Source organism: Rheinheimera texasensis DSM 17496, assembly GCF_000711985.1.
Lineage (GTDB): Bacteria > Pseudomonadota > Gammaproteobacteria > Enterobacterales > Alteromonadaceae > Pararheinheimera > Pararheinheimera texasensis.
Map to the genome: position 1 here is coordinate 198,112 of NZ_KL544007.1, position 21,126 is coordinate 219,237.

Genomic DNA, 21,126 nt, shown 5'->3' on the forward strand with positions numbered 1-21,126 from the left:
CTGGATTTGAGATTGTGTTATGTGTGAATTATTAGGTATGTCGGCCAATGTGCCGACCGATATTTGTTTTAGTTTTAAAGGCCTGCGTGAGCGTGGGGGGAATACCGGGCCACACAAAGACGGCTGGGGCATTGCCTTTTATCAGGGCAAGGGCGTGTCGACATTCAAAGATGCTGCGGCTAGTCATCATTCCCGCGTGGCAGAGCTTATTACGGACTATCCGATCAAAAGTAATGTGGTAGTAGCACATGTGCGTCAGGCCAACCGGGGCAGGGTTGCGCTGGAAAATACGCATCCTTTTACCCGCGAATTATGGGGACGTTACTGGACTTATGCGCACAATGGTCAGCTCAGCGACTACAAAAAACTGCCATGTCGCCAGTTTCAGCCGGTCGGCACCACCGACAGTGAGCGGGCTTTTTGTTATCTGTTATCAGCGCTCGCCGAAAAATATCCGCAGGGGCCGAAAAGCCGGCCGCAGCTGTTTGCTTATGTGAAAAAGCTATGTGATGGTCTGCGCCGCCAGGGCGTGTTTAATTTATTGCTGTCGGATGGGGATTATCTGTTTTGTTATTGCAGCACTAAATTACATCACATCACCCGCCGTGCGCCTTTTGGTTTGGCGCGCTTATCTGATGTCGATGTCGATATCGATTTTGCCCGCGAAACCACCGAGCGTGATGTGGTGACTATTGTCGCGACAATGCCGCTAACTTGCAACGAAGCCTGGCAGCCGATGGCGGTGGGGGAAGCAATGTTGTGGAAAGCGGGAGAGATGGTGCGTCGGTTTTAACCAACGCACCGCATTTCTAACTTAATTAAACTGATAGCTCTGCAGCTGGACGTCGAATTGCTCGACTTTGTCCTCGGCCTGCCACAGTTTCACCAGCAAATAATCCAGTTCAGGCGCCACCCAGGCCACGACTTGTTTATCCAGATCTTTTCCGACGCGCTCAACCCGGATGGTTTTTAGCTGGCCGGCGGGCAGGGACAATAATTCTTCACCAGTCACTTTGTATTGATAGCTACGTGGATCGCCATGCCGGGTCAGTACATCAAAGCTGAACTCAGTTTTACCGGCAGCCAGTTCCAGTACAAGCTGACTGTGATAACTCAGCTGATCCAGCCATTGTTTATCCCATTCAAGTGGTTTTGCGGCTTTTTCTTTGCCAGTCAGCAGCTCTTGTTTAGTCCAGTCCAGATTCAGCTCGTAGTGCCGGCCCGGGCCTGTACCCCAGCGTTTTAACTGATAATAAAATGGCTGCAGATGGCCGTCTTTCAACACAAACCGCGAGCGCTCATGGCGTTCATCTTTAAAAATCAGCCAGCTGATTTTACTTTTATAGCCGAGTTCAAAGCCCTGGCCCCAGGGTTTTAAGTAGCGTTCTGCCTCGCCGTGGACTTTACCAGAGCGGAGCACCTGATATTTGGCGCTGAATGGCTTGAGTCCAGCAGGAGCTTGACTGACTGCTGCCGCAGGGGCGGTTACTGTTGTTTGTTGCGCCTGAGCTGGAATGAGCAGGCTCAGGCAAAAAAATGACGCCAGAAGGCGCCATTGTTTATTCATCATCATCGGCATATCCGTGTGGTGAAAGAATGTGGCCGTCTAACAATGCCTTATCAGCTTGTTGTTGTAAACGGTCCTGGCAAAACCAACGCACGACTAGCGGATAAATGCGGTGTTCCTGTTCATGCACGCGGGCGGCAACTGCTGCCGCGTCATCTTCCGGGAATACCGGCACTTTGGCCTGCAAAACAACAGGGCCACCGTCCAGTTCAGCTGTGACAAAATGCACGCTGCAGCCATGCACCGCATCGCCGGCATCAATCGCGCGCTGATGCGTATTCAGCCCCTGATATTTAGGGAGCAGCGATGGATGGATATTCAGCAGGCGGCCACTGTAATGCGCGACAAACTCAGGCGTAAGAATACGCATAAAACCGGCCAGGACCACCAAATCCGGTTGATGCTGGTCAATCAGCTGGCACAGTGCTAAGTCATAGCGGGCGCGGTCAGCATATTGTTTATGATCGAGTACCAGTGCCGGTACGCCGGCGTCAGCGGCCCGGTTTAAACCAAATACACCGGCTTTATTGCTGATCACAGCGCTGACACGACCGGCAATAAAGCCGGCCTTGCAGGCATCCAGAATGGCTTGCAGATTTGAACCGCTGCCTGAAATGAGCACAACGATGGATTTCATCGTTATGCGTTCACACCAGGGATAATCACTTGCGCATCACCACTGACGGCAGCCTGGATCTCGCCGATGTGCCAGGCTTTTTCGCCAGCTTGTTGCAGCAGTTCCAGAGCTTTGCTGAGGTTGTCCTGACTGACAACAACAATCATACCCACACCACAGTTAAAGGTGCGGTACATTTCGTAGCGGGTCACGTTGCCTTGCTGTTGTAACCAGTCAAAAATCGCCGGCCACTGATAGCTTTGCTCGTTCACCACGGCTTTGGTGTGCTCAGGTAATACGCGTGGGATATTTTCCCAGAAACCACCGCCGGTGATGTGACACAGCGCATGCACTGGCAGTTGTTTGATTAAATTCAGCAGGTTTTTCACGTAGATGCGGGTTGGCGCCAACAAATGATCGGCCAGAGTTTTCTCGCCCAATAAAGTATCTGGTGACTGGCCGCTGACTTCGAGAATTTTGCGTACCAGCGAAAAACCGTTCGAGTGTGGGCCAGAAGAGGCGAGTGCGATCAGCTGATCGCCTGGTTTCACCAGACTGCCGTCGATAATGTCGGCTTTTTCCACCACACCAACACAGAAACCGGCGATGTCATAGTCATCACCGTGGTACATGCCCGGCATTTCAGCGGTTTCACCACCAACCAGCGCACAACCAGAGAGTTCACAACCACGGGCAATGCCTTCAACGACAGTGGCGGCCGTATCGACATTCAGCTTACCGGTGGCGTAATAATCGAGGAAAAACAGCGGCTCTGCGCCTTGCACCACGATGTCGTTGACACACATAGCGACCAGGTCGATACCGACACTGTCATGACGGCCTAAATCCATTGCCAGACGCAGTTTAGTGCCGACACCGTCGGTGCCTGAGACTAACACCGGTTCTTTATAACCGGCCGGAATTTGACACATAGCGCCAAAACCACCGAGACCACCAATCACTTCTTTGCGGGTAGTGCGTTTCACCGCACCTTTGATACGATCAACCAGTGCTTCACCGGCATCAATATCGACCCCTGCGTCTTTGTAACTTAATGAAGTTTTTTGCTCGCTCACGGTTATCCTCGATGGCTTTGAGTTAAAAAGGGGATAAAAAAACGCGCGCATTTTACCTTGTTTGCCGGCAAGACAAAAGGTTTAATCAGCGCGCTCTTACACAGGACTGAGCAGTCGGGCGCCTGGCCCTTATTGCATGGCGTTGCTGATCGCCTGCCGGACATAGTCGTTGACGCTTAAATCCGGGTTTTTGGTCACTTTGTGATAAACCAGCGAAGCCAGCGGAAACTCTTTATTGTTATAATTCAGGCTGACATAAGGTGCTGATTCGTCCGCAGTTTGATGCACCCATTCCCCCCCAACCACGCTGATAAACACCTGGCCTAAATAAGCGCCGAAGATGTTACATAAGGCGAACATGTGGGCGTCGGACAAACGTTGTTTTTGTTGTTGATGAGCAATGTTGCTGAGTAGTACGTCGACCAGTGGCAGCGACTCCAGAGTTAAATCCAGTTCGACCTGATGTTCATCTTTGGCAAAAGCTACAGCGTCCTTTGCACTTTGTTGCATCAGTTCAGTCAGTTCAGTGTTTAGCATGTTAAGTTCCTGATTTGCCATGAGCGGCGAGGATGATCTGGCGCAGTTGCCGGCCACCCGGGCCTAATTTGTCTTCTTTCGGGATCACCAGCGACAGCGGAATTTGTCGTTCAGTGCTTTGTCGCAGTTGCAGTCTTACCAGGCTGCCATCCTGCAGAGCCTGCTGCACAATAAATTCCGGTAACCAGCAAAACCCCAGGCCACGTTGTAGAATGATCATGGCTTCATAAAAGTTGCCGACAGTCCAGCGCTGTTCGGCCTTGAGCCAGCCGGCATTTTCGGCTGGTTTTTGCCCGGTATCGCGGATCACAATTTGCAGATGCTGACTCAGTTCGTCGGCATCAAGCGCTGCTATGGCAGTCAGTGGATGGTCTGGTGCACAGACCAGCACCATCTGGGTAATGCAAAGCGGCTCACTCAGATAACCACGGGGGATGATGGGGGTCGCTGCGATGACTAAATCTGCCTTGGCTTCGAGGATCATCTCTGCACTACCGGTGATGACGGTATCGATAATCTGAATTCGGCTGCCGCGGCTTTGCGGGTAAAACTGCGACAAGGCCTGATACAGTTTGTCGCGTGGATAGATAATTTCGACGGCCAGGCGCAGCTCCGGCTCCCAACCCATATCGATATTGGCGGCCAACAATTCCAGATCTTCAATTTGCTGGGTCAGCAGGCGGGAGCGGCGCAGCATCACTTCACCGGCTGGCGTTAAAAACGCCTTGCGACCGATCACTTGCAGCAATTCAACGCCAAGTTGATTTTGCAACTTTGCTACGGCGTGGTTCAGACTGGACTGGCTTTTATTCAGTAATTCCGCCGCCTGCGCGTAACCGCCTGCGTCCACCACTGCCTGCAGGATCCGCCATTGTTCCAGCGTCGATTTAGGGCGGTAGCGCATAAATTTCCTCTTAGGATCAGGCAGTTGCCACAATCACCGCCCGCAGCGGTGCCGGGTAACCTTCAATGGTCTTACTATGATCAGTCGGGTCAAGAAAATCAACCAGACTTTCATTTTGCATCCATTCAGTAGCGCGCTGTTCATCCAGACTGGTCTGATTCAGGTCGACAACACGGACATCGGTAAAACCGATGCGCTGCAGCCAGAGTTCCAGCGCAGCGGTGCTTGGAATAAACCAGACATTGCGCATTTTGGCGTAGCGGTCAGTCGGCACCAGCACGGTCTGGGCATCACCTGGCACCACCAGCGTTTCCAGCACCAATTGGCCGCCCGGCCGGAGCTGGTTTTTCAGCTGCTGTAAAAAATCCAGCGGCGAACGGCGGTGGTACAGCACGCCCATTGAAAATACCGTATCAAAGCTTTTCAGCTCCGGCATGTCGTCGATGCCGATTGGCAGTAAATGCACAGCCGGGTCCGGATGAAAATGTTTAATTGCCTGAAACTGGCAGAAAAACAACTGACTGGGGTCGATGCCTACTACAAGTTCAGCGCCGGCACCGCGCATTCGCCATAAATGATAACCGCTGCCACAGCCGACATCGAGCACAGTGCGATGCTGCAGCGGTGCCAGATGCGGCAGCACCCGGTCCCATTTCCAGTCGCTGCGCCACTCGGTATCGATGTGCAGGCCGTGAATGTCAAACGGGCCTTTGCGCCAGGGCATCAGTTGTTTAAGCAACACTTCCAGACGCTGACGGGCACCGTCGGATAATTCATCCGCTGCGCCAATAGCCACGGCGCTTTGCAGATTGACCTGCGTAGTTTGCGTCTTGGGCAAGTGGTCCAGCACTTTTTGCCATTGCTTAAAATCGCCGTGCAAAGCGTCTTTATACCAATGGCTGAGTTGTGCCGGCAGCACATTAAGCCAGGGCGCCAGTTTGGTTTTGGCTATCAAGGCATAAAAATCATTAAACCACTGCATCTGCGGCTCCTTGTTGCCCGGTGGCTCCTTGTTTGACCGCCACCATCGAACAGAAATTAAAACACTGGAACCACACGGTCGCACTGGCAAAGCCAGCCGCATTGAATCTTTGTTGATGCTGGGCAATGGTGTCGGGTTTCATGACGTTCTCCAGCGCTGTGCGTTTTTGGCTGATCTCCAGTTCGGAATAACCGTTGGCCCGCTTAAAATCGTGGTGTAAATCAATCAGTAATTCGTGAGTCAGTGCGTCTTCGAAAATGACTTTTTCTGACAGAATAAAAATACCACCAGGTTTGAGCCCCTGGTAAATGCGTGTCACTAAGGCGTCGCGGTCGGCTTTGGGCAAAAACTGCAGGGTAAAATTGCTGACCACCATCGCCGCATTGTCAATGGCTAGTTCGCGAATATCACCGAGTTGTACCTCCAGCGGCACTTCGCTGCGGAACGCCTGCAAATGCAGCCGGCAGCGTTCGACCATCGCCGGACTGTTGTCGACGGCAATGATCCGGCTGCTGCTGTCGCTGAGCTGACGCCGCATCGCCAGACTGGCCGCGCCGAGCGAACAACCCAAATCGTAGTAATTGCTGTTTTGCTGCTGATAACGCTGTGTCAGTTTGCCAATAGTCTGAATAATGGTCTGATAACCGGGTACTGAGCGCTGGATCATATCGGGGAAAACTTCGACCACATCGGCGTCGAAGCAGAAGTCCTGTACCTGAGCCAAAGGCTCGGCATAAATTGCATCTTTTTGCGTCATGGGCTGCATCACAAAGCGGGATTAAGACTGGCTGAAACAGCCGGCATAGTAGCAAAAACTACCTGACTTGGGCAGGCTTTCAAAACAGCGTGTTTTGCGAAGGGGCTAAATCTGCTGGCCAGGGCTTAAGCACCGGATGCGAAACACCAGTCAGCGTTGCCAGCTCGCTGGCAAATTGTCGGGCTAACAAAGGCGCGCTTTGGTTATCTTCGGTGTGGAAAAACGCATAGGGTGTGCGGCCTTCGCTCAGCCACTGCGCCATTTTATGTAGCCAGGGTTGATAAAACGGCCGGTTGGCGGCGAGGTCTGAGACGCCGATAAACCGGAACATTGGATTTGGCCCTAATGCACAGACATGCACCGGTAATCTCGGCTTTTTCTGTTGCGCGTCCTGTAAAGCTACACTTACCGGTGGCTGCGCAAATAAAGCGCGGCTATCCAGAATAACCCGTTCACAACCGGATTGTCTTAACAGCTGATGGAGTTGCTGTTCTGCCGGTCCTTTATTGAATAGGGCAGGATGACGGACTTCCACAGCAACAGGGCTAAACTGGCGTAGTTGCTGTAATAACCCCGCAAAATCTGCATCGGTAGTCACCAAATACTGGCCGCTTAACTGTAAATGGCACAACCCAATCTGTGACTGTAACGGCGCCATCAAACTCTGCCATTGGCTCAACGCATCGGCCCTGGCCTCGCCACGCAACTGATGACTGATCAGCTTCGGGATTTTCAGCGTGAAACGAAAATGAGTCGTCGCCTGACTTTGCCAGCGCAAAATAGTGGCAGGTGATGGATCAGCATAGAAAGTGGTATTGCCTTCTACTGCATTGAAATATCTGCTGTATTGGGCTAAAAAGTCAGAAGGGCTGCAGTGGTCATCAAACAGACTGCCCCGCCAGTGTTCATGTGCCCACATCGGGCAGCCAAGATAATACATCATAATAAGTCTGGTCTGACTGACAGCACCTGATGAGAGTACATTTTGTTGAAGCATATCATATTGCTGTTTTGTGTTTTGGTCAGCGGCTGGCTGCACGCTGCAACCGAAGATCGGGCTCTACAGTCTGGTCGTCTCATCGTTGGCACGAATGCCGACATCTACCCTTATGTATATCTGGATAATCAGCAACGGCCGGTTGGGCTGGTGGTTGATTTGTGGACACAGCTGGCGAAAAGCGCTGGCTTAACGCTGGATCTGCAAATTCTGGACCGGACTGAATTAGCCAGGGCGTTGGAGCAAGGCAAAATCGATGTGGTGGCCGGGCTTAATCGCAGTGAAGAACGTGAAAAGCAGTATCTGCTCGGGCCTACGCTGGTGGATGTCTACAGCAATGTCTTTGTGCACCGTGACTTAAATAACGTCAATCAACTGGCACAGCTCAAACCCTATATCGTCGGCTCCCTGCGACAGTCGGCAAATGGCACCGCACTGGCACAGGCTGTGCCGGGCGCAACTATCCGTGAATTTGCATTGCAGGACAGCCTTTATGATGCGGCGTTACAGGGGGAGATTAAAGCCTTTACCGCGCAGGACAGGTTAAGTCCACGTTACGCACGTTATAAAGAATTGCAGGAGCAATTCCCGCTTTTTCGTAAATTGCCGCTACAGAAAATGGAATTAACTTATGCGGTACAGTCTGGCCGGCCTGAGTTAGCCGCGCACCTGCGTCAGGCCTTCGCTGCAATGCCAGGCGGTTTCACCGAAAAGCTTGAACGGCGCTGGCTCAGTGGTATCAGCGACGAAAATACCGTGCTGGTCGCGATGGCCGAAGGTAATCCTCCGCTGATGAATGTCACACCAAACGGCTTGCCGCAAGGGCTGTTAGTTGATTTGTGGCAGTTGTGGTCTGAACAAACTGGTATCCCGATAGCGATGGTGCCCGAGACCACCACACAAGGATTAAAAACGTTACGCCAGGGCCGGGTCGATGCGCATATGGGCTATCCCGTGGGACCGCAGGCACCGGCCGACGTCCGTCCGGTTTGGCCTGTTTATCGCCTGATGTCGTCTTTTTACTACAGCAGTGGCAGGCAGTTGAGCACTTTGCAGCAGGTTAGCCTGCCGGTTGGTGTCTTTGCGGCAGCCTCTTATCTGGATAAATTGCGCCAGGATTTCCCCGCGCTGCAAATCCGCAGTTTTGAAAAGCTGGAAGAAATGCTGCGCGCTTTTGAACGCAATGAGATTGCCGGCTTTTTTATCTCTGATTTAGTGATGCAGCATAGGGTATTGCAAACCAATGCCAATGCGTATCAAAAGTTAGATCAACCGCGTTACCAGACTGAATTGCAAGTGTTGGTTGCGGAAGACGCCGGAAAGCTCGCTGAGCAGCTGAAACAAGGTTTTCAGGCTATCACACAGGATCAGCTGGAAGCGATTGAGAAACGCTGGTTGACGCGGCCTGAGACTGGCTACTTCAACAGTTTTCGCCAGCAAGTGCCGCTCAGCGATGAAACTCAGCAATGGCTGAAGGAGCATCACGTTATCCGGGTCGGTGTGATGGCCAATTGGCCGCCGATGGAGTTTGTCGATGCTGATGGTCAGTTTAAAGGCGTGACCCAGGATATCCTGACCAAGCTTAATCAGCGCTTGGGTGTAGAGCTTACAGCGGTACCCTACACAGACTGGAAGCAGCTGGTGGACGATTTTCTGGCGAAAAAGCTCGACATGATTGCAAATATGGCTGACACCGAAGAGCGCAAGCAACAAGCAGATTTCAGTCTGAACTTCTGGCCCTCGCAGTGGGCGGTGTTAAGTCTTGGGCAGACGGCAGCAATCAGCTCGATGCGTGAATTGAGCGGCAGTACAGTGGCCGTCGAAAAAGACTACGATATCAATCTATTACTCGAACAGCAGTTCCCGGATATCAAATTAGTGCCGACCTCACATTACGACGAAAGTCTGGAGATGTTGCAGCAGGGGCGCGTCAATTTTGCTATTGACACGCTGATGGTCGCCGGCGGCACTTTGCGAAAGCCAGAATACAGTAATCTGCGCATGCACTTGCCGCCAGACATGCCAGTGACCCCTTCATTGTTTGCTGTGCGTAAAGACTACCCCTTGCTATTGCAGGCCATTGATCAGGGCTTACGTACTTTATCGGAAGCGGACCGGGCGGAGATCCGCAATCGCTGGTTCCTGCTCGATGTGGACCCAGGCCTGGCGCAGGACCGGATTTATACTCTGGTGCTGCAGATTGTTGGCGCGGGTTTATTGCTGTTTGCCGTGGTGTTTTTCTGGAATATGTCATTGCGCCGCGAGGTTGGGCTTCGGCGTGAAATGGAACAGAAAATGCGCTTTATGGCCACGCATGACGACCTGACCCAGCTGGCGAACCGCGCACTGTTACAGGAACGCCTGGAGCAGGCCGTGTTACAGCATGCCCGGCATCAGGAGAAGCTGGCGCTGTTGTTTATCGATTTAGACGGTTTTAAAGCGGTTAATGATAACCATGGTCACCATGTCGGCGATGAGTTACTGACCCGTGTTGCGGCTATGCTGAAACACTGCGTGCGTAAAAGTGACACTGTGGCGCGGTTTGGTGGTGATGAATTTGTCGTGTTGTTAACTGGACTGCTTGACCGCGATGACGCGGCGCTGGTCGCTGAAAAAATCCTGATGCATCTGGCGCAACCGGTGCAATTGTCGGTGTGTCAGGCCAAAGTCGGCGCAAGCATTGGTATTGGCATGTACCCGGATGATGGTACGGATCCACAAAGTCTGCTCAAGGCTGCCGACGGTCTGATGTATGAGGCGAAACAACAGGGTAAAGGTCAGTACCGCTTTAGCCGTGACGCCTAAAATCAGCGGTTCTGGCCACAGCAACAATCAGCGCGACGAGCGCAGTCACTCAATTCTGCGATGTTCGCTGCTTGGGGCCGTGACATTAGCAGTCATTTCTATATAATTGGCGCTCATTTTTCCGCTGTCATTTCAGCTCGGCCGGTTTAAAGGATAAGTTCATGCGTAGCCATTATTGCGGTGCCTTGAGTGCACAACACGTAGGTCAACAGGTTTCATTGTGTGGTTGGGTCAATCGTCGCCGCGATTTAGGCGGGTTGATTTTTGTTGATTTACGCGACCGCGAAGGCTTAGTGCAGGTATTCTTTGATCCCGATTTAACCGATCTTTTTGCTCAGGCCGCTGAATTACGCGCTGAATTTTGCGTAAAAATCGAGGGTTCAGTGCGCGCCCGTCCAGATTCACAAGTGAATGCTGAGATGGCAACAGGCGCTGTGGAAGTGTATGCCTCCAGCCTGACCATTCTGAACAAATCACCGGCGCTGCCATTGGATTTTAATCAAAACAACTCAGAAGAACAGCGTCTGAAGTATCGTTACCTCGATTTACGTCGTCCGCTGATGAGCGATCGGCTGAAATTCCGCGCCAAGGTTACCAGCTTTGTGCGTAACTTCATGGACAGCCACGGTTTCATGGATATCGAAACCCCAATCCTGACGAAAGCAACGCCGGAAGGTGCCCGTGATTATCTGGTGCCAAGCCGTACGCATAAAGGCCAGTTCTTCGCGCTGCCGCAATCTCCACAGCTGTTTAAACAACTGCTGATGATGGCGGGGATGGACCGTTATTATCAGATCGTCAAATGTTTCCGCGACGAAGATTTACGTGCCGACCGTCAGCCGGAATTCACCCAAATTGATATCGAAACCAGCTTTATGACGGCAGTTGAAGTGCGTGCTGTGACCGAAAAAATGGCGCGTCAGCTGTTTAACGAAATGCTGCAGGTCGATCTCGGCGAATTCCCTCAAATGACGTATAACGAAGCGATGCGCTTGTATGGCTCAGACAAGCCGGATCTGCGTAACCCGATGTCGTTTGTCGACATCGCTGATTTAGTCAAAGATGTTGAATTTAAAGTGTTCTCTGCACCAGCCAACGACCCGAAAGGCCGCGTGGTGGCATTAAAAGTGCCAGGGGCAGCTGAGAAGGTCTCACGCAAAGACATCGACGGTTATACCGCTTTTGTCGGCATCTATGGTGCCAAAGGCCTGGCCTGGCTGAAGGTTAATGACATCAATGCTGGCTCCGAGGGTATCCAGTCGCCGGTGGCGAAGTTCCTGACACCGGAAATCATCGCGGAAATTCTGCGCCGCACCGGAGCCGAGAATGGCGACCTGATTTTCTTTGGCGCTGACCGCTATAAAGTGGTGTGTGAAGCCATGGGCGCGCTGCGGCTGAAACTAGGCGAAGAGCTTGGTTTGACTGTTCAGGGCTGGCGTCCGCTGTGGGTGATCGACTTCCCTATGTTTGAAGAAAACGATGATGGTAGTTTTTCTGCTGTGCATCACCCGTTTACCTCACCACTGGATACAGATGCGTTCCTGAATACGCCGATGGCCGAGTTAGATTTAGGCAATTTGTTGTCCAACGCCTACGATATGGTGTTAAACGGCACCGAATTAGGCGGTGGCTCCGTGCGTATCCATACTGCGGATGTACAGGCCAAAGTGTTCCAGTTGCTGGGGATTAGCGATGAAGAAGCCGCCGAGAAATTCGGCTTCCTGTTAGAAGCGCTGCGTTACGGTGCGCCTCCGCATGCAGGTTTGGCGTTTGGTCTGGACCGTCTGGTGATGTTGATGACTGGCGCTACATCCATCCGTGATGTGATGGCGTTCCCGAAAACTGCCACGGCTGCTTGCCCGCTGACTGATGCTCCAGGGTTTGCTAATCCACAGCAGCTTGCTGAGCTCAGCGTGCAGGTCGTGATAAAAGAACAGAAATAATGGTCAACAAGACCCAAAGTCAGTAACAGCGGCGACATCAGTCGCCGTTTTTTCTGTTGTTGAAGTTGCATACCGCAGCGCTGCTGCTGTTTAAACCATGGAGTACATGATGGCCGGACATAGTAAATGGGCCAATATGAAGCACCGCAAGGCGCGTCAGGATGCCAAAAAAGTCAAAATCTTCACCAAACTGATTCGCGAACTGACAGTTGCGGCCAAACAAAGTCCTGATCCGGATGGCAATCCACGTTTACGCACTGCTATTGCCAAAGCTTTAGTGAATAACCTGTCGCGCGATGTGATTGACCGGGCGGTGAAACGCGGTGCCGGTGACAGTGACGGCGAAAACTTCGAAGAGCTGGTGTATGAAGGTTATGGTCCAAACGGTGTAGCGATTATTGTCGAAACCCTGACCGATAATCACAAACGCACAGTCCAGGACGTTCGCAGCGCCTTTACCAAATATGGCGGCAATCTGGGCACCAACGGTTCAGTGTCTTACCTGTTCAGTCGTCAGGGCATGTTGAGTTTTGCGCCGGGTGTTAATGAAGATCAGCTGATGGAATTAGCATTGGATGCCGGTGCTGACGATGTGGTGATGCACGAAGACGGCTCAGCCGAAGTGCTGACCACGCCGGAGGCCTTTGTTGATGTGAAAGAAGCTTTGGAGCGGAGCTGCCTGACTGCTGAACATGCAGAAATCAGCCTGGTGCCGTCTACCAAAGCCGAGATCGGTGCAGACACTGTGGTCAAATTCTTTAAGCTGATTGATATGCTGGAAGATTTCGATGACGTGCAGAACGTTTATCACAATGCCGAGATCGCTGACGACGTGCTGGCGCTGGTGGAATAGTGCAGATTATTCTCGGCATTGACCCTGGCAGCAGGCTCACCGGTTACGGTGTGATCCGACAGCATGGCAGTAAATTTGAATATATCGCCAGTGGCTGTATCCGCATGACGTTGACGGAGATGCCGGACCGGCTGAAACAGATTTTTGACGGCGTCAGCCAAATTATTCAGCAAACCCAGCCAACCGTCTTTGCCATTGAACAAGTCTTTATGGCGCGTAATCCGGATTCTGCTTTAAAGCTCGGGCAGGCGCGTGGTGCTGCGATAGTTGCAGCGAAGTTTGCCGGGTTAGACGTTTACGAATACTCAGCACGTCAAGTTAAGCAGTCGGTGGTTGGCACTGGTGCTGCAGCAAAAGAGCAGGTCCAGCATATGGTGAAATCGTTGCTGAAATTGCCGGCAAACCCGCAGGCCGATGCTGCCGATGCGCTTGCTGTTGCACTGTGCCATGGGCATACTCAGCAAAGTTTATTGCATTTGGCCGGCCAGGCCAGCAAAACAGTGCGTGGGCGTTTGCGCCGTTAGGGCGTGTTAGTTTGTTCCGCAGTTTCAGTTCTTCAGGCAGGTATTCATGATTGGGCGTTTACGCGGTGTGGTGCTGGAAAAACAAGCGCCGGAAATTCTGCTGGAAGTCGGCGGTGTTGGTTATGAAGTGCAATTGCCGCTGACCAGTTTTTATAGTTTGCCGGCCACCGGGCAGGAAGCGATTATTTATACCCATTTTGTCGTGCGTGAAGACGCGCAGCTGTTATACGGTTTCAGCTCGGTGGCTGAACGCAGTTTGTTTCGTCAGTTGATAAAGGCCAACGGGATAGGGCCGAAAATGGCGCTGACCATTTTGTCAGGTCTGACGGCCAGTCAGTTTGTCCGTTGTGTCCAGGCCAACGATATCAGTACGTTAGTGAAGCTTCCCGGCGTTGGCAAAAAGACCGCTGAACGTCTGCTGGTTGAAATGCGTGACAGGTTAAAGGACTGGGGACTAAATATTGATACACCGGTGACTGACCATTTAGTGCTCGGTGACGACGAAGTGCAGCAGTTTGCCTTACAGGACAGCCCGGAGCAGGATGCAGTCGGAGCTCTGCTGAGCCTCGGTTATAGCCACTCACAGGCCGCTACTGCCGTGAAGAAAATATTTAAAGCGGATCTAAGCAGCGAGCAGCTGATAAAAGCCGCATTAAAATCTATGATTTAACGATAAGGCCGGTAACATGATTGAAGCTGATCGCTTAGTGGCCCCGACAGCCCGTATTGAAGAGGAAGTGATTGACCGGGCTATCCGGCCGAAATCGCTGGCTGACTACACCGGGCAGGACCATGTACGTGCGCAGATGGCGATTTTTATCGAAGCTGCACGAGGCAGGGGAGAGCCATTGGATCATTTGTTGATTTTCGGTCCGCCTGGTTTAGGTAAAACCACGCTGGCGATGATTGTCGCCAATGAAATGGGTGTCAATATCAAACAAACCTCGGGTCCTGTGCTGGAAAAAGCCGGCGATTTAGCGGCGCTGCTGACCAATCTTGAACCAAACGATGTCCTGTTTATCGATGAAATTCACCGTTTGAGCCCGGTCGTCGAAGAGATCCTGTATCCGGCGATGGAAGATTATCAGCTGGACATTATGATTGGCGAAGGGCCGGCTGCGCGCTCTATTAAATTGGATTTACCGCCATTTACGCTAGTCGGCGCCACCACACGGGCTGGTGCACTGACTTCACCGTTACGTGACCGTTTCGGTATAGTCCAGCGCCTCGAATTCTATAAAACCGAAGAATTGGCCACAATTGTGCAGCGCTCGGCTGATTTCTTAAACCTGCCTCTGGATCTGGCCGCAGCCACTGAGATTGCCCGCCGTTCTCGTGGCACACCGCGGATTGCAAACCGTTTGTTGCGTCGGGTACGCGACTTCGCACAGGTAAAATCTCAGGGTAAAGTCGATGTTGATATAGCCAATCAGGCTTTGCTGATGGTAGACGTCGATGCGCAGGGCTTTGATTACATGGATCGCAAGTTAATCCTGGCCATCATTGAAAAGTTTATGGGCGGTCCGGTGGGGCTGGACAATTTAGCTGCGGCCATTGGTGAAGAAAAAGAGACCATCGAAGATGTGATAGAACCTTATTTGATTCAACAAGGTTTTATTCAGCGCACGCCGCGTGGCCGGATCGCGTCACAACACGCCTATCGTCACTTTGGTTTTGATTTACCGTTATCATCAAACTAACCACGACAGTCTGTATTCTCCCGGTCTGATGCGGGCATGCTCAGTTTTGTGGTTATTAAGGCAAAAAAAACCCGCTCAGGGAGCGGGCAATGCAACAAGTTGAAGTAAGACTTCAAAAAATCCAGGGAACATGTTGAGCAACCCGGTCTTTGTTTCCAAACACCCAATCGCTCTGTGATCTTCACTACAATTCAAAACCCTCGGTATGAATCGTTGCGCTAGTGCAGAACACGCTGCGCATTCTAGGGATTTAGAATATTTACTTCAAACGAGAAAAATTGCCCTTAATCATTACTAATACTAATGCGAATATTCATGCATTATTCATGAATATTAAGTTGTAACCTCTGAGGTTCTTATTTGACGGTGTCTGTAGAAGCTATTGAAATTGGTCTTACCAATGACTGCATTAAAAAAAATACTGCAGCATTAGGCTTAGGAAAACAGCGTTTCATCGTTTCTCTATATCTGTTCATCGCGAATTCAGGAACTTTTGGCAAAGCTGACCGTACACAGTGCTGGATAAACCAGCAATTGCGGTAAAGTTCTGAATTTTTTTTACAAATGCCGAGCAGGTGCTGTTGAGTTAAATCCGGGTGTCCAATATCATAGCGCCCAAATTTGTGGCCTTTTTTCAGATGTTCAGAGGTGTATTCCGGTGGCAGGTCAGCTTTCAGTCCTAAGTCTAATTCTCGAAGCAAGTATCGTGGTGAAAATCGTCATGTTGATCCTGATGTCTGCTTCTATCGTGTCTTGGGCCATGATCATCCAGCGTAACAAAGCCCTGAGCCAGGCGCTTGATGACAGTCGCAAATTTGAAGACCGTTTCTGGTCTGGCATTGATTTATCCAAGCTGTACAACGAAGTTAGCGCCCGTGCCAACGTATCAGGCATGGAAGCTCTGTTCAAAGCTGGCTTTAAAGAATTTGCCCGTCTGCACAAAACCTCAGCACGTTCGCCGGCGGCCGTGATGGAAGGAACTCAACGCGCGATGCGCGTCGGCTTATCCCGTGAAGTTGAACGGTTAGAAACGCACTTGCCGTTTCTAGCGACAGTTGGTTCTATCAGCCCATACATTGGTCTGTTTGGTACAGTCTGGGGCATCATGAATGCATTTATGGCGTTAGGCGCTGTACAGCAAGCCACCCTGGCGATGGTTGCTCCGCCGATAGCAGAAGCTCTAATCGCCACCGCTATCGGTCTGTTTGCCGCAATTCCTGCAGTTATCGCTTATAACAAGTTTTCTCATAGCGTTGAGCAGCTGGAAAATTCTTACGCCAACTTCGTCGAAGAGTTTTCAAACATCCTGCACCGTCAGGCCGTCAGCAGCGGAGACAATCACTAATGTATGTTCGGAAGAAACGCCGGATGGTGGCGGAAATAAACGTAGTCCCATACATCGATGTGATGTTGGTACTGATGGTTATTTTTATGGTAACGACGCCCATTATCACCCAAGGTGTTAAGGTTGAACTGCCTAAATCTAAAGCCGAACCTATTGAGCAGATGAAAGACAATAAAACTCCTATCATCGCCACAGTAGATGAAGCTGGTTTGTATTATTTCGAAAAAGACAGCCTGCAAAAAGGGCCATTTAATGCCGAAGCGCTGCAGGCTGAGGTGATGAGTACTCTGACGATAGAGCCGGGTACTCAGGTTATTATCAAAGCGGACGGCCGGGTTGATTACAACTCTGTGATCCACTTGCTGAATATGTTAAAGGAAGCTGGCGCCCCCGCGGTCGGACTGATGACTGAAGACGTGGAGTCTAAGTAAGATGGATCCGGCGTTTAAAAAGGCGCTGCAGATATCAGCGTCTCTTCACCTGGCATTGCTGTTAGCGCTCTTTGTTAATTTTAGTTTTTTTGATAACAACGAAGTGATCATCGTGCCGTTATATTCGGCTTCCAATGCGCCTTTGCAGGCCAGCGTGGTTGAAAATCCGAACCTGAAAGAGGCTGATAAGCCAACCCGCAAAAAACCTGAACCTAAGCCTGAACCACCAAAGCCTGAACCTAAGCCAGAGGAGCCTGAAGAGGATCCGCAGGAAGAACGAAAAAAGCTTGAGGAAGAGCGGAAAATACAGGAACAAAAAGAAATTCAGGTCAAGAAAAAGCAAGAAGAGGCCAAAAAGAAAAAAGAAGAAGCAGATCTGGCATTAAAGAAGAAAAAAGAAAAAGAGAAACTGGATAAACAGAAAAAAGAAGAAGAGCGTAAAAAAGCCGAAGCAGAAAAGAAAAAGAAAGAAGAGCTGGCCAAGAAAAAGAAAGAAGAAGAGCTGAAAAAGAAAAAAGAGGCTGAAGCCAAGAAAAAAGCTGAAGCGTTGAAGAAGAAGAAGGCAGAAGAGAAAAAACGTAAGCAGGAATTAGACAAAGCAGCAGAAGAAATGATGCTGGAGGACGAGTTGGCAGAAGAAGCTGACGAGGCACGTCGTGCCGCCAGACAGGGACAACTGCTGACTGAAAAACAACGATATGTTGCGATGATTGTTGAACGTGTTCGTCAGAGCTGGTTCACTGACGATACGATGAACGGCAAAGAGTGCGTAATCGAGCTGAAACTGGCCAGTAATGGTTTTGTAACCAGCCTGAACGTGGTTGGTGGTGATCAGGGTGTTTGTAATGCCGCGGTCAATGCAATTAACCGGGTTGGTCGTTTCCCGATGCCGGAAGACCCTGAGTTAAATCAGCAATTCCGTGAATTGAAATTACCGTTTAAGAAATAACACAGAGACGAGACTATATGAATTTCAGATGGATAACGAAGTCCGTGATTGCCGCTGCGGCACTAATCGCCAGCTGTGCTCAGGCTTCATTGGAAATTATTATTACTGAAGGTGTAGACAGCGCCCGCCCTGTGGCAATTGTACCTTTTGCTTTTGTCGGTGCGACTAAACCGAATCAGGATATCAGCCAGATTGTTTCTGCGGACCTGATGCGCAGCGGTAAATTCAATCCAATCAATGCAATGCGGATGCCGCAACAACCGCAAAACAGCAGTCAGTTTAACGCTTCGGTTTGGGATCGGACCGGTGTTGAGGCTGTCGTGATGGGGACAATTAAAGAAGTCGGGATGGACCGGTATACTGTCAGCTATGAACTGGTGGACGTTGTCAAGGCCAAGGGCGGTGTCGGTCAACCAATGATGAATGCTGCCGGACGCATTGTTGGCGGTACAAATCATATTTTACATGCCAGTGAAATTACTATCACCGGAAAACAATTCCGCCAGTATGCGCACCGCATGAGTGACGTGATTTATGAAAAATTAACCGGCGAGCGTGGTGCTTTCTCAACAAAAATCGCTTACGTGTTAGTGCGTGACCGTCAGGAATATCGTTATCAGTTAGTTGTTGCCGACTACGATGGTGAAAACGAGCAGGTTTTATTAAGAGCTAAAGAGCCGTTAATGTCGCCGAGCTGGTCTCCTGATGGTACAAAGCTGGCTTATGTGACCTTTGAGCGTAAACAATCTCAGATCTATATTCAGGACGTTTATACTGCCCGCCGCAGTATCCTGACATCTTTCAAAGGCATTAATGGCTCGCCGGTTTGGTCGCCGGATGGCCGGAAGATGGCGATGACTTTGTCAAAAGATGGCAATTCAGAGATTTACGTGATGGATATCGCGACAAAAGCCCTGACTAAAGTTGCAGCACATCGTGCAATTGATGTTGAACCAACCTGGGCTCCTGATGGTAAAAGTATTTTGTTTTCTTCAGAACGTGGTGGACGGCCGCAACTTTATTCTGTAGAACTGGCTTCAAACCAGGTTACACGCGTGACTTTTGAGGGTGAAATGAACCTGGCAGGCAAATATACGCCAAATGGTCAAGCAATAGTTATGGTAAACCGGACAAACGGTCAGTATAATATCGCCCGCATGGATAGAACTACAAAGTTTATGCAAGTGCTGACACGGACTTACCTGGACGAGTCACCAAGCATTGCGCCAAACGGCTCAATGATTATCTATAGTACTTTGCATGGTAGTAATACCCAAGTACTGGCACTGGTGTCCATGGATGGTCGCTTTAAAGCAAGGCTGCCAGCTACCAACGGCCGGGTTAAATCACCGGCCTGGTCGCCGTTTTTATAAAATACAAAAATTTGGTTAAATCGTAATACTAAGGACAACATCATGAACTTAAATAAAGTTTTAAAAGGTTTGTTAGTTGCTGTGCCAGTGCTGACTTTAGCTGCATGTAGCTCTAACAATGAAACTGACGCTGGCGATGCAAACGCAAACGCAAACCAGCCAGTAGTAGCAGACCAAGGTCTGAGCGATGCTGAGCAACTGCGTCAACAGTTAGAAGCTCTGCGTCAGCAAAACACTATTTACTTCGACTTCGACAAGTCTGACATCCGTTCTGAATTCGCTTCAGTTCTGGACGCGCACGCTGCATTCCTGCGCGCTCGCACTACTATCTCTGTAACTATCGAAGGTCACACTGATGCTCGTGGTACTCCAGAGTACAACATCGCCCTGGGCGAGCGTCGTGGTCAGTCAGTTCAGAAATACCTGGAAAACCTGGGTGTTGCTGCTGGTCAGATGTCAGTAGTAAGCTACGGTGAAGAAAAACCAGTTGACGCTGGCAACACTGAAGAAGCTTTCGCTAAAAACCGTCGCGCTGTTCTGGTTTACTAATTTAAGTTGTGAGTTTGCATGACCGTTAAGAAGTCGCTTGTAACTGTATTATCGTTGTTCGCGGTTGCTGTGGCCGCAGATCCTGCTCCGGTAGCAGATCTGAGTCGCAGCAGTAGCCAGGGTATTTCCACTCAGACAACTGCTCGCAGTGGGTCTGTTTCAGAGCGGCTTGCCGCACTGGAGCGGGTAGTGGACGCTCGGGCCGCCGCGCAGCTGGCAATGCAGCAACAGCTCGAGACTCTGTTAACAGAAGTCAGCGAGTTACGTGGCACGACGGAAGAGCACTCCTACAAATTAGAACAGATATTACAGCAACAGCGGGATATCTATCAGGAAATTGACCGCCGGCTCGGTGGCGCTGTAGCAGGTTCTGTGTCTTCCCAGGCGACAGGACCGGCTCAGCAAGAAGCCGTAGTGCCAGCGGGCAATCCTGCAGCCGTTGTAGCAGCCGATGAGGCTGCTGCAGCGGAATCTGCAGCATCTACCCCACAGATTGCTGCGACCGGTCAGCTCAACGAAGCGCAAGCTTATGAGCAGGCTATCAATTATGTCGTGAAAGACCGAAATTACGCGGCCGCTATTCCGGCATTTGAAGATTTCATTAAGAACTATCCAAATTCTGAATACACCTCGACCTCACATTATTGGCTGGGGCAGTTGTATTACCAGAAAAACGAATTCGCCAAAGCCAAAACGCATTATGAGCGTGTGGTAAAACAGTTCCCGAACTCAAGTAAAGTTCCGGATGCCTTATTAAAGCTAGGGTTAGTCGCAGATAAGCAGAATGATGCTGCTGCAGCGAAAAAATACTATAACCAGCTGATAAAAAGCTTCCCTAAATCCAAAGCTGCGGCAACTGCTAAAGCTAAACTGGAATCCCGTTAAAACCGCGTTTACGCGGTTTTTTCTTATTTGCGTTTCCTGAAAGCCTATTTCGAGCAATCTGGTCCGATTCTGTAGTGTTGTGCTTTACAAAGTACTGCTATTAATTCAAAACATTCAATAAAGTCGCTTTGCGACAGAATCAGTTACTAATTCGCCATAGTGCCGTTCTTTTAAGCAGTCAGCAGGCTAAAACGATGTTTTTGCCAGATTTTGGTTGCACTGCGCGTGTAAATAAGTAAGATATGCGTCCGCGAGAGGGGTCATTAGCTCAGCTGGTAGAGCAGCGGACTTTTAATCCGTTGGTCGATGGTTCGAATCCATCATGACCCACCA

General features: G+C 50.6%; 21 protein-coding genes and 1 tRNA gene. 14 read left to right on the forward strand and 8 right to left on the reverse strand.

The features are described from left to right. Positions 1 to 19: 19 nt before the first annotated feature. Entirely contained in the window at positions 20 to 793 is a 774-nt protein-coding gene (locus tag Q399_RS0120085) for a class II glutamine amidotransferase (RefSeq protein WP_031571744.1), read from the forward strand. A gap of 21 nt (positions 794 to 814) precedes the next feature. Here the strand turns inward: Q399_RS0120085 and Q399_RS0120090 are convergent, their stop codons facing one another. From Q399_RS0120090 to Q399_RS0120125, 8 genes are all read right to left on the reverse strand, one after another. Next, complete coding sequence (locus Q399_RS0120090; protein ID WP_245612944.1) at positions 815 to 1,573, reverse strand: DUF3108 domain-containing protein; 759 nt, start codon at positions 1,571 to 1,573, stop codon at positions 815 to 817. After that, positions 1,560 to 2,204 carry a phosphoribosylglycinamide formyltransferase gene (purN, locus tag Q399_RS0120095; protein WP_031571748.1) on the reverse strand — a complete coding sequence of 215 codons (645 nt, stop codon included), beginning with the start codon at positions 2,202 to 2,204 and terminating at the stop codon, positions 1,560 to 1,562. The genes Q399_RS0120090 and purN overlap by 14 nt, the downstream gene beginning before the upstream one ends. Positions 2,205 to 2,206: 2 nt before the next feature. After that, on the reverse strand, positions 2,207 to 3,259 hold the full coding sequence (gene purM, locus Q399_RS0120100) for a phosphoribosylformylglycinamidine cyclo-ligase (protein WP_031571751.1): 1,053 nt from the start codon (positions 3,257 to 3,259) through the stop codon (positions 2,207 to 2,209). 129 nt (positions 3,260 to 3,388) lie between these two features. Then, positions 3,389 to 3,796 (reverse strand): hypothetical protein, encoded by a 408-nt coding sequence (locus tag Q399_RS0120105; protein ID WP_031571753.1) that lies wholly within the window; start codon positions 3,794 to 3,796, stop codon positions 3,389 to 3,391. Position 3,797: 1 nt separating this feature from the next. Further along, on the reverse strand, positions 3,798 to 4,700 hold the full coding sequence (locus tag Q399_RS0120110) for a LysR family transcriptional regulator (protein ID WP_031571755.1): 903 nt from the start codon (positions 4,698 to 4,700) through the stop codon (positions 3,798 to 3,800). A gap of 16 nt (positions 4,701 to 4,716) precedes the next feature. Next, complete coding sequence (gene cmoB, locus Q399_RS0120115; protein ID WP_031571757.1) at positions 4,717 to 5,682, reverse strand: tRNA 5-methoxyuridine(34)/uridine 5-oxyacetic acid(34) synthase CmoB; 966 nt, start codon at positions 5,680 to 5,682, stop codon at positions 4,717 to 4,719. Further along, positions 5,669 to 6,439 carry a carboxy-S-adenosyl-L-methionine synthase CmoA gene (gene cmoA / locus Q399_RS0120120; protein ID WP_031571758.1) on the reverse strand — a complete coding sequence of 257 codons (771 nt, stop codon included), beginning with the start codon at positions 6,437 to 6,439 and terminating at the stop codon, positions 5,669 to 5,671. Before cmoA ends, cmoB begins: the two co-directional genes overlap by 14 nt. A 79-nt stretch (positions 6,440 to 6,518) precedes the next feature. Further along, positions 6,519 to 7,436 carry a DUF72 domain-containing protein gene (locus Q399_RS0120125; protein ID WP_245612945.1) on the reverse strand — a complete coding sequence of 306 codons (918 nt, stop codon included), beginning with the start codon at positions 7,434 to 7,436 and terminating at the stop codon, positions 6,519 to 6,521. Between Q399_RS0120125 and Q399_RS0120130 the strand changes: the two genes are divergently transcribed. From Q399_RS0120130 to Q399_RS0120190, 13 genes are all read left to right on the forward strand, one after another. Continuing rightward, a complete protein-coding gene (locus Q399_RS0120130; protein WP_157836360.1) occupies positions 7,428 to 10,241 on the forward strand; it encodes a transporter substrate-binding domain-containing protein in 2,814 nt (937 codons plus the stop codon). The two genes, Q399_RS0120125 and Q399_RS0120130, sit on opposite strands and share 9 nt — an antisense overlap. A 161-nt stretch (positions 10,242 to 10,402) precedes the next feature. Then, positions 10,403 to 12,184: an aspartate--tRNA ligase gene (gene aspS, locus Q399_RS0120135; RefSeq protein WP_031571764.1), complete on the forward strand. Its 1,782-nt coding sequence runs from the start codon at positions 10,403 to 10,405 to the stop codon at positions 12,182 to 12,184. Positions 12,185 to 12,293: 109 nt separating this feature from the next. After that, on the forward strand, positions 12,294 to 13,037 hold the full coding sequence (locus Q399_RS0120140) for a YebC/PmpR family DNA-binding transcriptional regulator (protein ID WP_031571765.1): 744 nt from the start codon (positions 12,294 to 12,296) through the stop codon (positions 13,035 to 13,037). Further along, positions 13,037 to 13,561: a crossover junction endodeoxyribonuclease RuvC gene (ruvC, locus tag Q399_RS0120145; protein ID WP_031571766.1), complete on the forward strand. Its 525-nt coding sequence runs from the start codon at positions 13,037 to 13,039 to the stop codon at positions 13,559 to 13,561. Before Q399_RS0120140 ends, ruvC begins: the two co-directional genes overlap by 1 nt. 46 nt (positions 13,562 to 13,607) lie before the next feature. Beyond that, complete coding sequence (gene ruvA, locus Q399_RS0120150) at positions 13,608 to 14,231, forward strand: Holliday junction branch migration protein RuvA (protein WP_031571768.1); 624 nt, start codon at positions 13,608 to 13,610, stop codon at positions 14,229 to 14,231. 16 nt (positions 14,232 to 14,247) lie between these two features. Continuing rightward, positions 14,248 to 15,261, forward strand: coding sequence for a Holliday junction branch migration DNA helicase RuvB (gene ruvB / locus Q399_RS0120155; RefSeq protein ID WP_031571770.1), 1,014 nt, complete (start codon positions 14,248 to 14,250; stop codon positions 15,259 to 15,261). A 658-nt stretch (positions 15,262 to 15,919) separates the two neighbouring features. Continuing rightward, the gene (gene tolQ, locus Q399_RS0120160; RefSeq protein WP_031571772.1) at positions 15,920 to 16,606 is read left to right on the forward strand and encodes a protein TolQ; all 687 of its coding nucleotides are present in this window, start codon (positions 15,920 to 15,922) and stop codon (positions 16,604 to 16,606) included. Continuing rightward, positions 16,606 to 17,037 carry a protein TolR gene (gene tolR, locus Q399_RS0120165; protein WP_031571774.1) on the forward strand — a complete coding sequence of 144 codons (432 nt, stop codon included), beginning with the start codon at positions 16,606 to 16,608 and terminating at the stop codon, positions 17,035 to 17,037. Before tolQ ends, tolR begins: the two co-directional genes overlap by 1 nt. A gap of 1 nt (position 17,038) precedes the next feature. Beyond that, positions 17,039 to 17,986 (forward strand): cell envelope integrity protein TolA, encoded by a 948-nt coding sequence (tolA, locus tag Q399_RS0120170; protein WP_051686201.1) that lies wholly within the window; start codon positions 17,039 to 17,041, stop codon positions 17,984 to 17,986. A 17-nt stretch (positions 17,987 to 18,003) separates the two neighbouring features. Beyond that, a complete protein-coding gene (gene tolB, locus Q399_RS0120175) occupies positions 18,004 to 19,359 on the forward strand; it encodes a Tol-Pal system beta propeller repeat protein TolB (protein WP_031571778.1) in 1,356 nt (451 codons plus the stop codon). A gap of 42 nt (positions 19,360 to 19,401) precedes the next feature. Then, a complete protein-coding gene (gene pal / locus Q399_RS0120180; protein WP_031571780.1) occupies positions 19,402 to 19,908 on the forward strand; it encodes a peptidoglycan-associated lipoprotein Pal in 507 nt (168 codons plus the stop codon). An 18-nt stretch (positions 19,909 to 19,926) separates the two neighbouring features. Next, positions 19,927 to 20,793: a tol-pal system protein YbgF gene (gene ybgF, locus Q399_RS0120185; protein WP_031571782.1), complete on the forward strand. Its 867-nt coding sequence runs from the start codon at positions 19,927 to 19,929 to the stop codon at positions 20,791 to 20,793. Between the two features lie 257 nt (positions 20,794 to 21,050). Further along, positions 21,051 to 21,126, forward strand: a tRNA-Lys gene (locus Q399_RS0120190).

What these genes read in the sequence shown, in the direction of transcription:
- ybgF (WP_031571782.1), top strand. Translation starts at nt 19,927, where the DNA reads ATGACCGTTAAGAAGTCGCTTGTAACTGTATTATCGTTGTTCGCGGTT.
- Q399_RS0120140 (WP_031571765.1), top strand. Translation starts at nt 12,294, where the DNA reads ATGGCCGGACATAGTAAATGGGCCAATATGAAGCACCGCAAGGCGCGT.
- tolA (WP_051686201.1), top strand. Translation starts at nt 17,039, where the DNA reads ATGGATCCGGCGTTTAAAAAGGCGCTGCAGATATCAGCGTCTCTTCAC.
- purN (WP_031571748.1), bottom strand. Translation starts at nt 2,204, where the DNA reads ATGAAATCCATCGTTGTGCTCATTTCAGGCAGCGGTTCAAATCTGCAA.
- cmoA (WP_031571758.1), bottom strand. Translation starts at nt 6,439, where the DNA reads ATGACGCAAAAAGATGCAATTTATGCCGAGCCTTTGGCTCAGGTACAG.
- Q399_RS0120085 (WP_031571744.1), top strand. Translation starts at nt 20, where the DNA reads ATGTGTGAATTATTAGGTATGTCGGCCAATGTGCCGACCGATATTTGT.
- ruvB (WP_031571770.1), top strand. Translation starts at nt 14,248, where the DNA reads ATGATTGAAGCTGATCGCTTAGTGGCCCCGACAGCCCGTATTGAAGAG.
- tolR (WP_031571774.1), top strand. Translation starts at nt 16,606, where the DNA reads ATGTATGTTCGGAAGAAACGCCGGATGGTGGCGGAAATAAACGTAGTC.
- ruvA (WP_031571768.1), top strand. Translation starts at nt 13,608, where the DNA reads ATGATTGGGCGTTTACGCGGTGTGGTGCTGGAAAAACAAGCGCCGGAA.
- tolB (WP_031571778.1), top strand. Translation starts at nt 18,004, where the DNA reads ATGAATTTCAGATGGATAACGAAGTCCGTGATTGCCGCTGCGGCACTA.
- Q399_RS0120125 (WP_245612945.1), bottom strand. Translation starts at nt 7,436, where the DNA reads ATGCTTCAACAAAATGTACTCTCATCAGGTGCTGTCAGTCAGACCAGA.
- Q399_RS0120110 (WP_031571755.1), bottom strand. Translation starts at nt 4,700, where the DNA reads ATGCGCTACCGCCCTAAATCGACGCTGGAACAATGGCGGATCCTGCAG.
- pal (WP_031571780.1), top strand. Translation starts at nt 19,402, where the DNA reads ATGAACTTAAATAAAGTTTTAAAAGGTTTGTTAGTTGCTGTGCCAGTG.
- Q399_RS0120090 (WP_245612944.1), bottom strand. Translation starts at nt 1,573, where the DNA reads ATGATGATGAATAAACAATGGCGCCTTCTGGCGTCATTTTTTTGCCTG.
- Q399_RS0120105 (WP_031571753.1), bottom strand. Translation starts at nt 3,796, where the DNA reads ATGCTAAACACTGAACTGACTGAACTGATGCAACAAAGTGCAAAGGAC.
- cmoB (WP_031571757.1), bottom strand. Translation starts at nt 5,682, where the DNA reads ATGCAGTGGTTTAATGATTTTTATGCCTTGATAGCCAAAACCAAACTG.
- aspS (WP_031571764.1), top strand. Translation starts at nt 10,403, where the DNA reads ATGCGTAGCCATTATTGCGGTGCCTTGAGTGCACAACACGTAGGTCAA.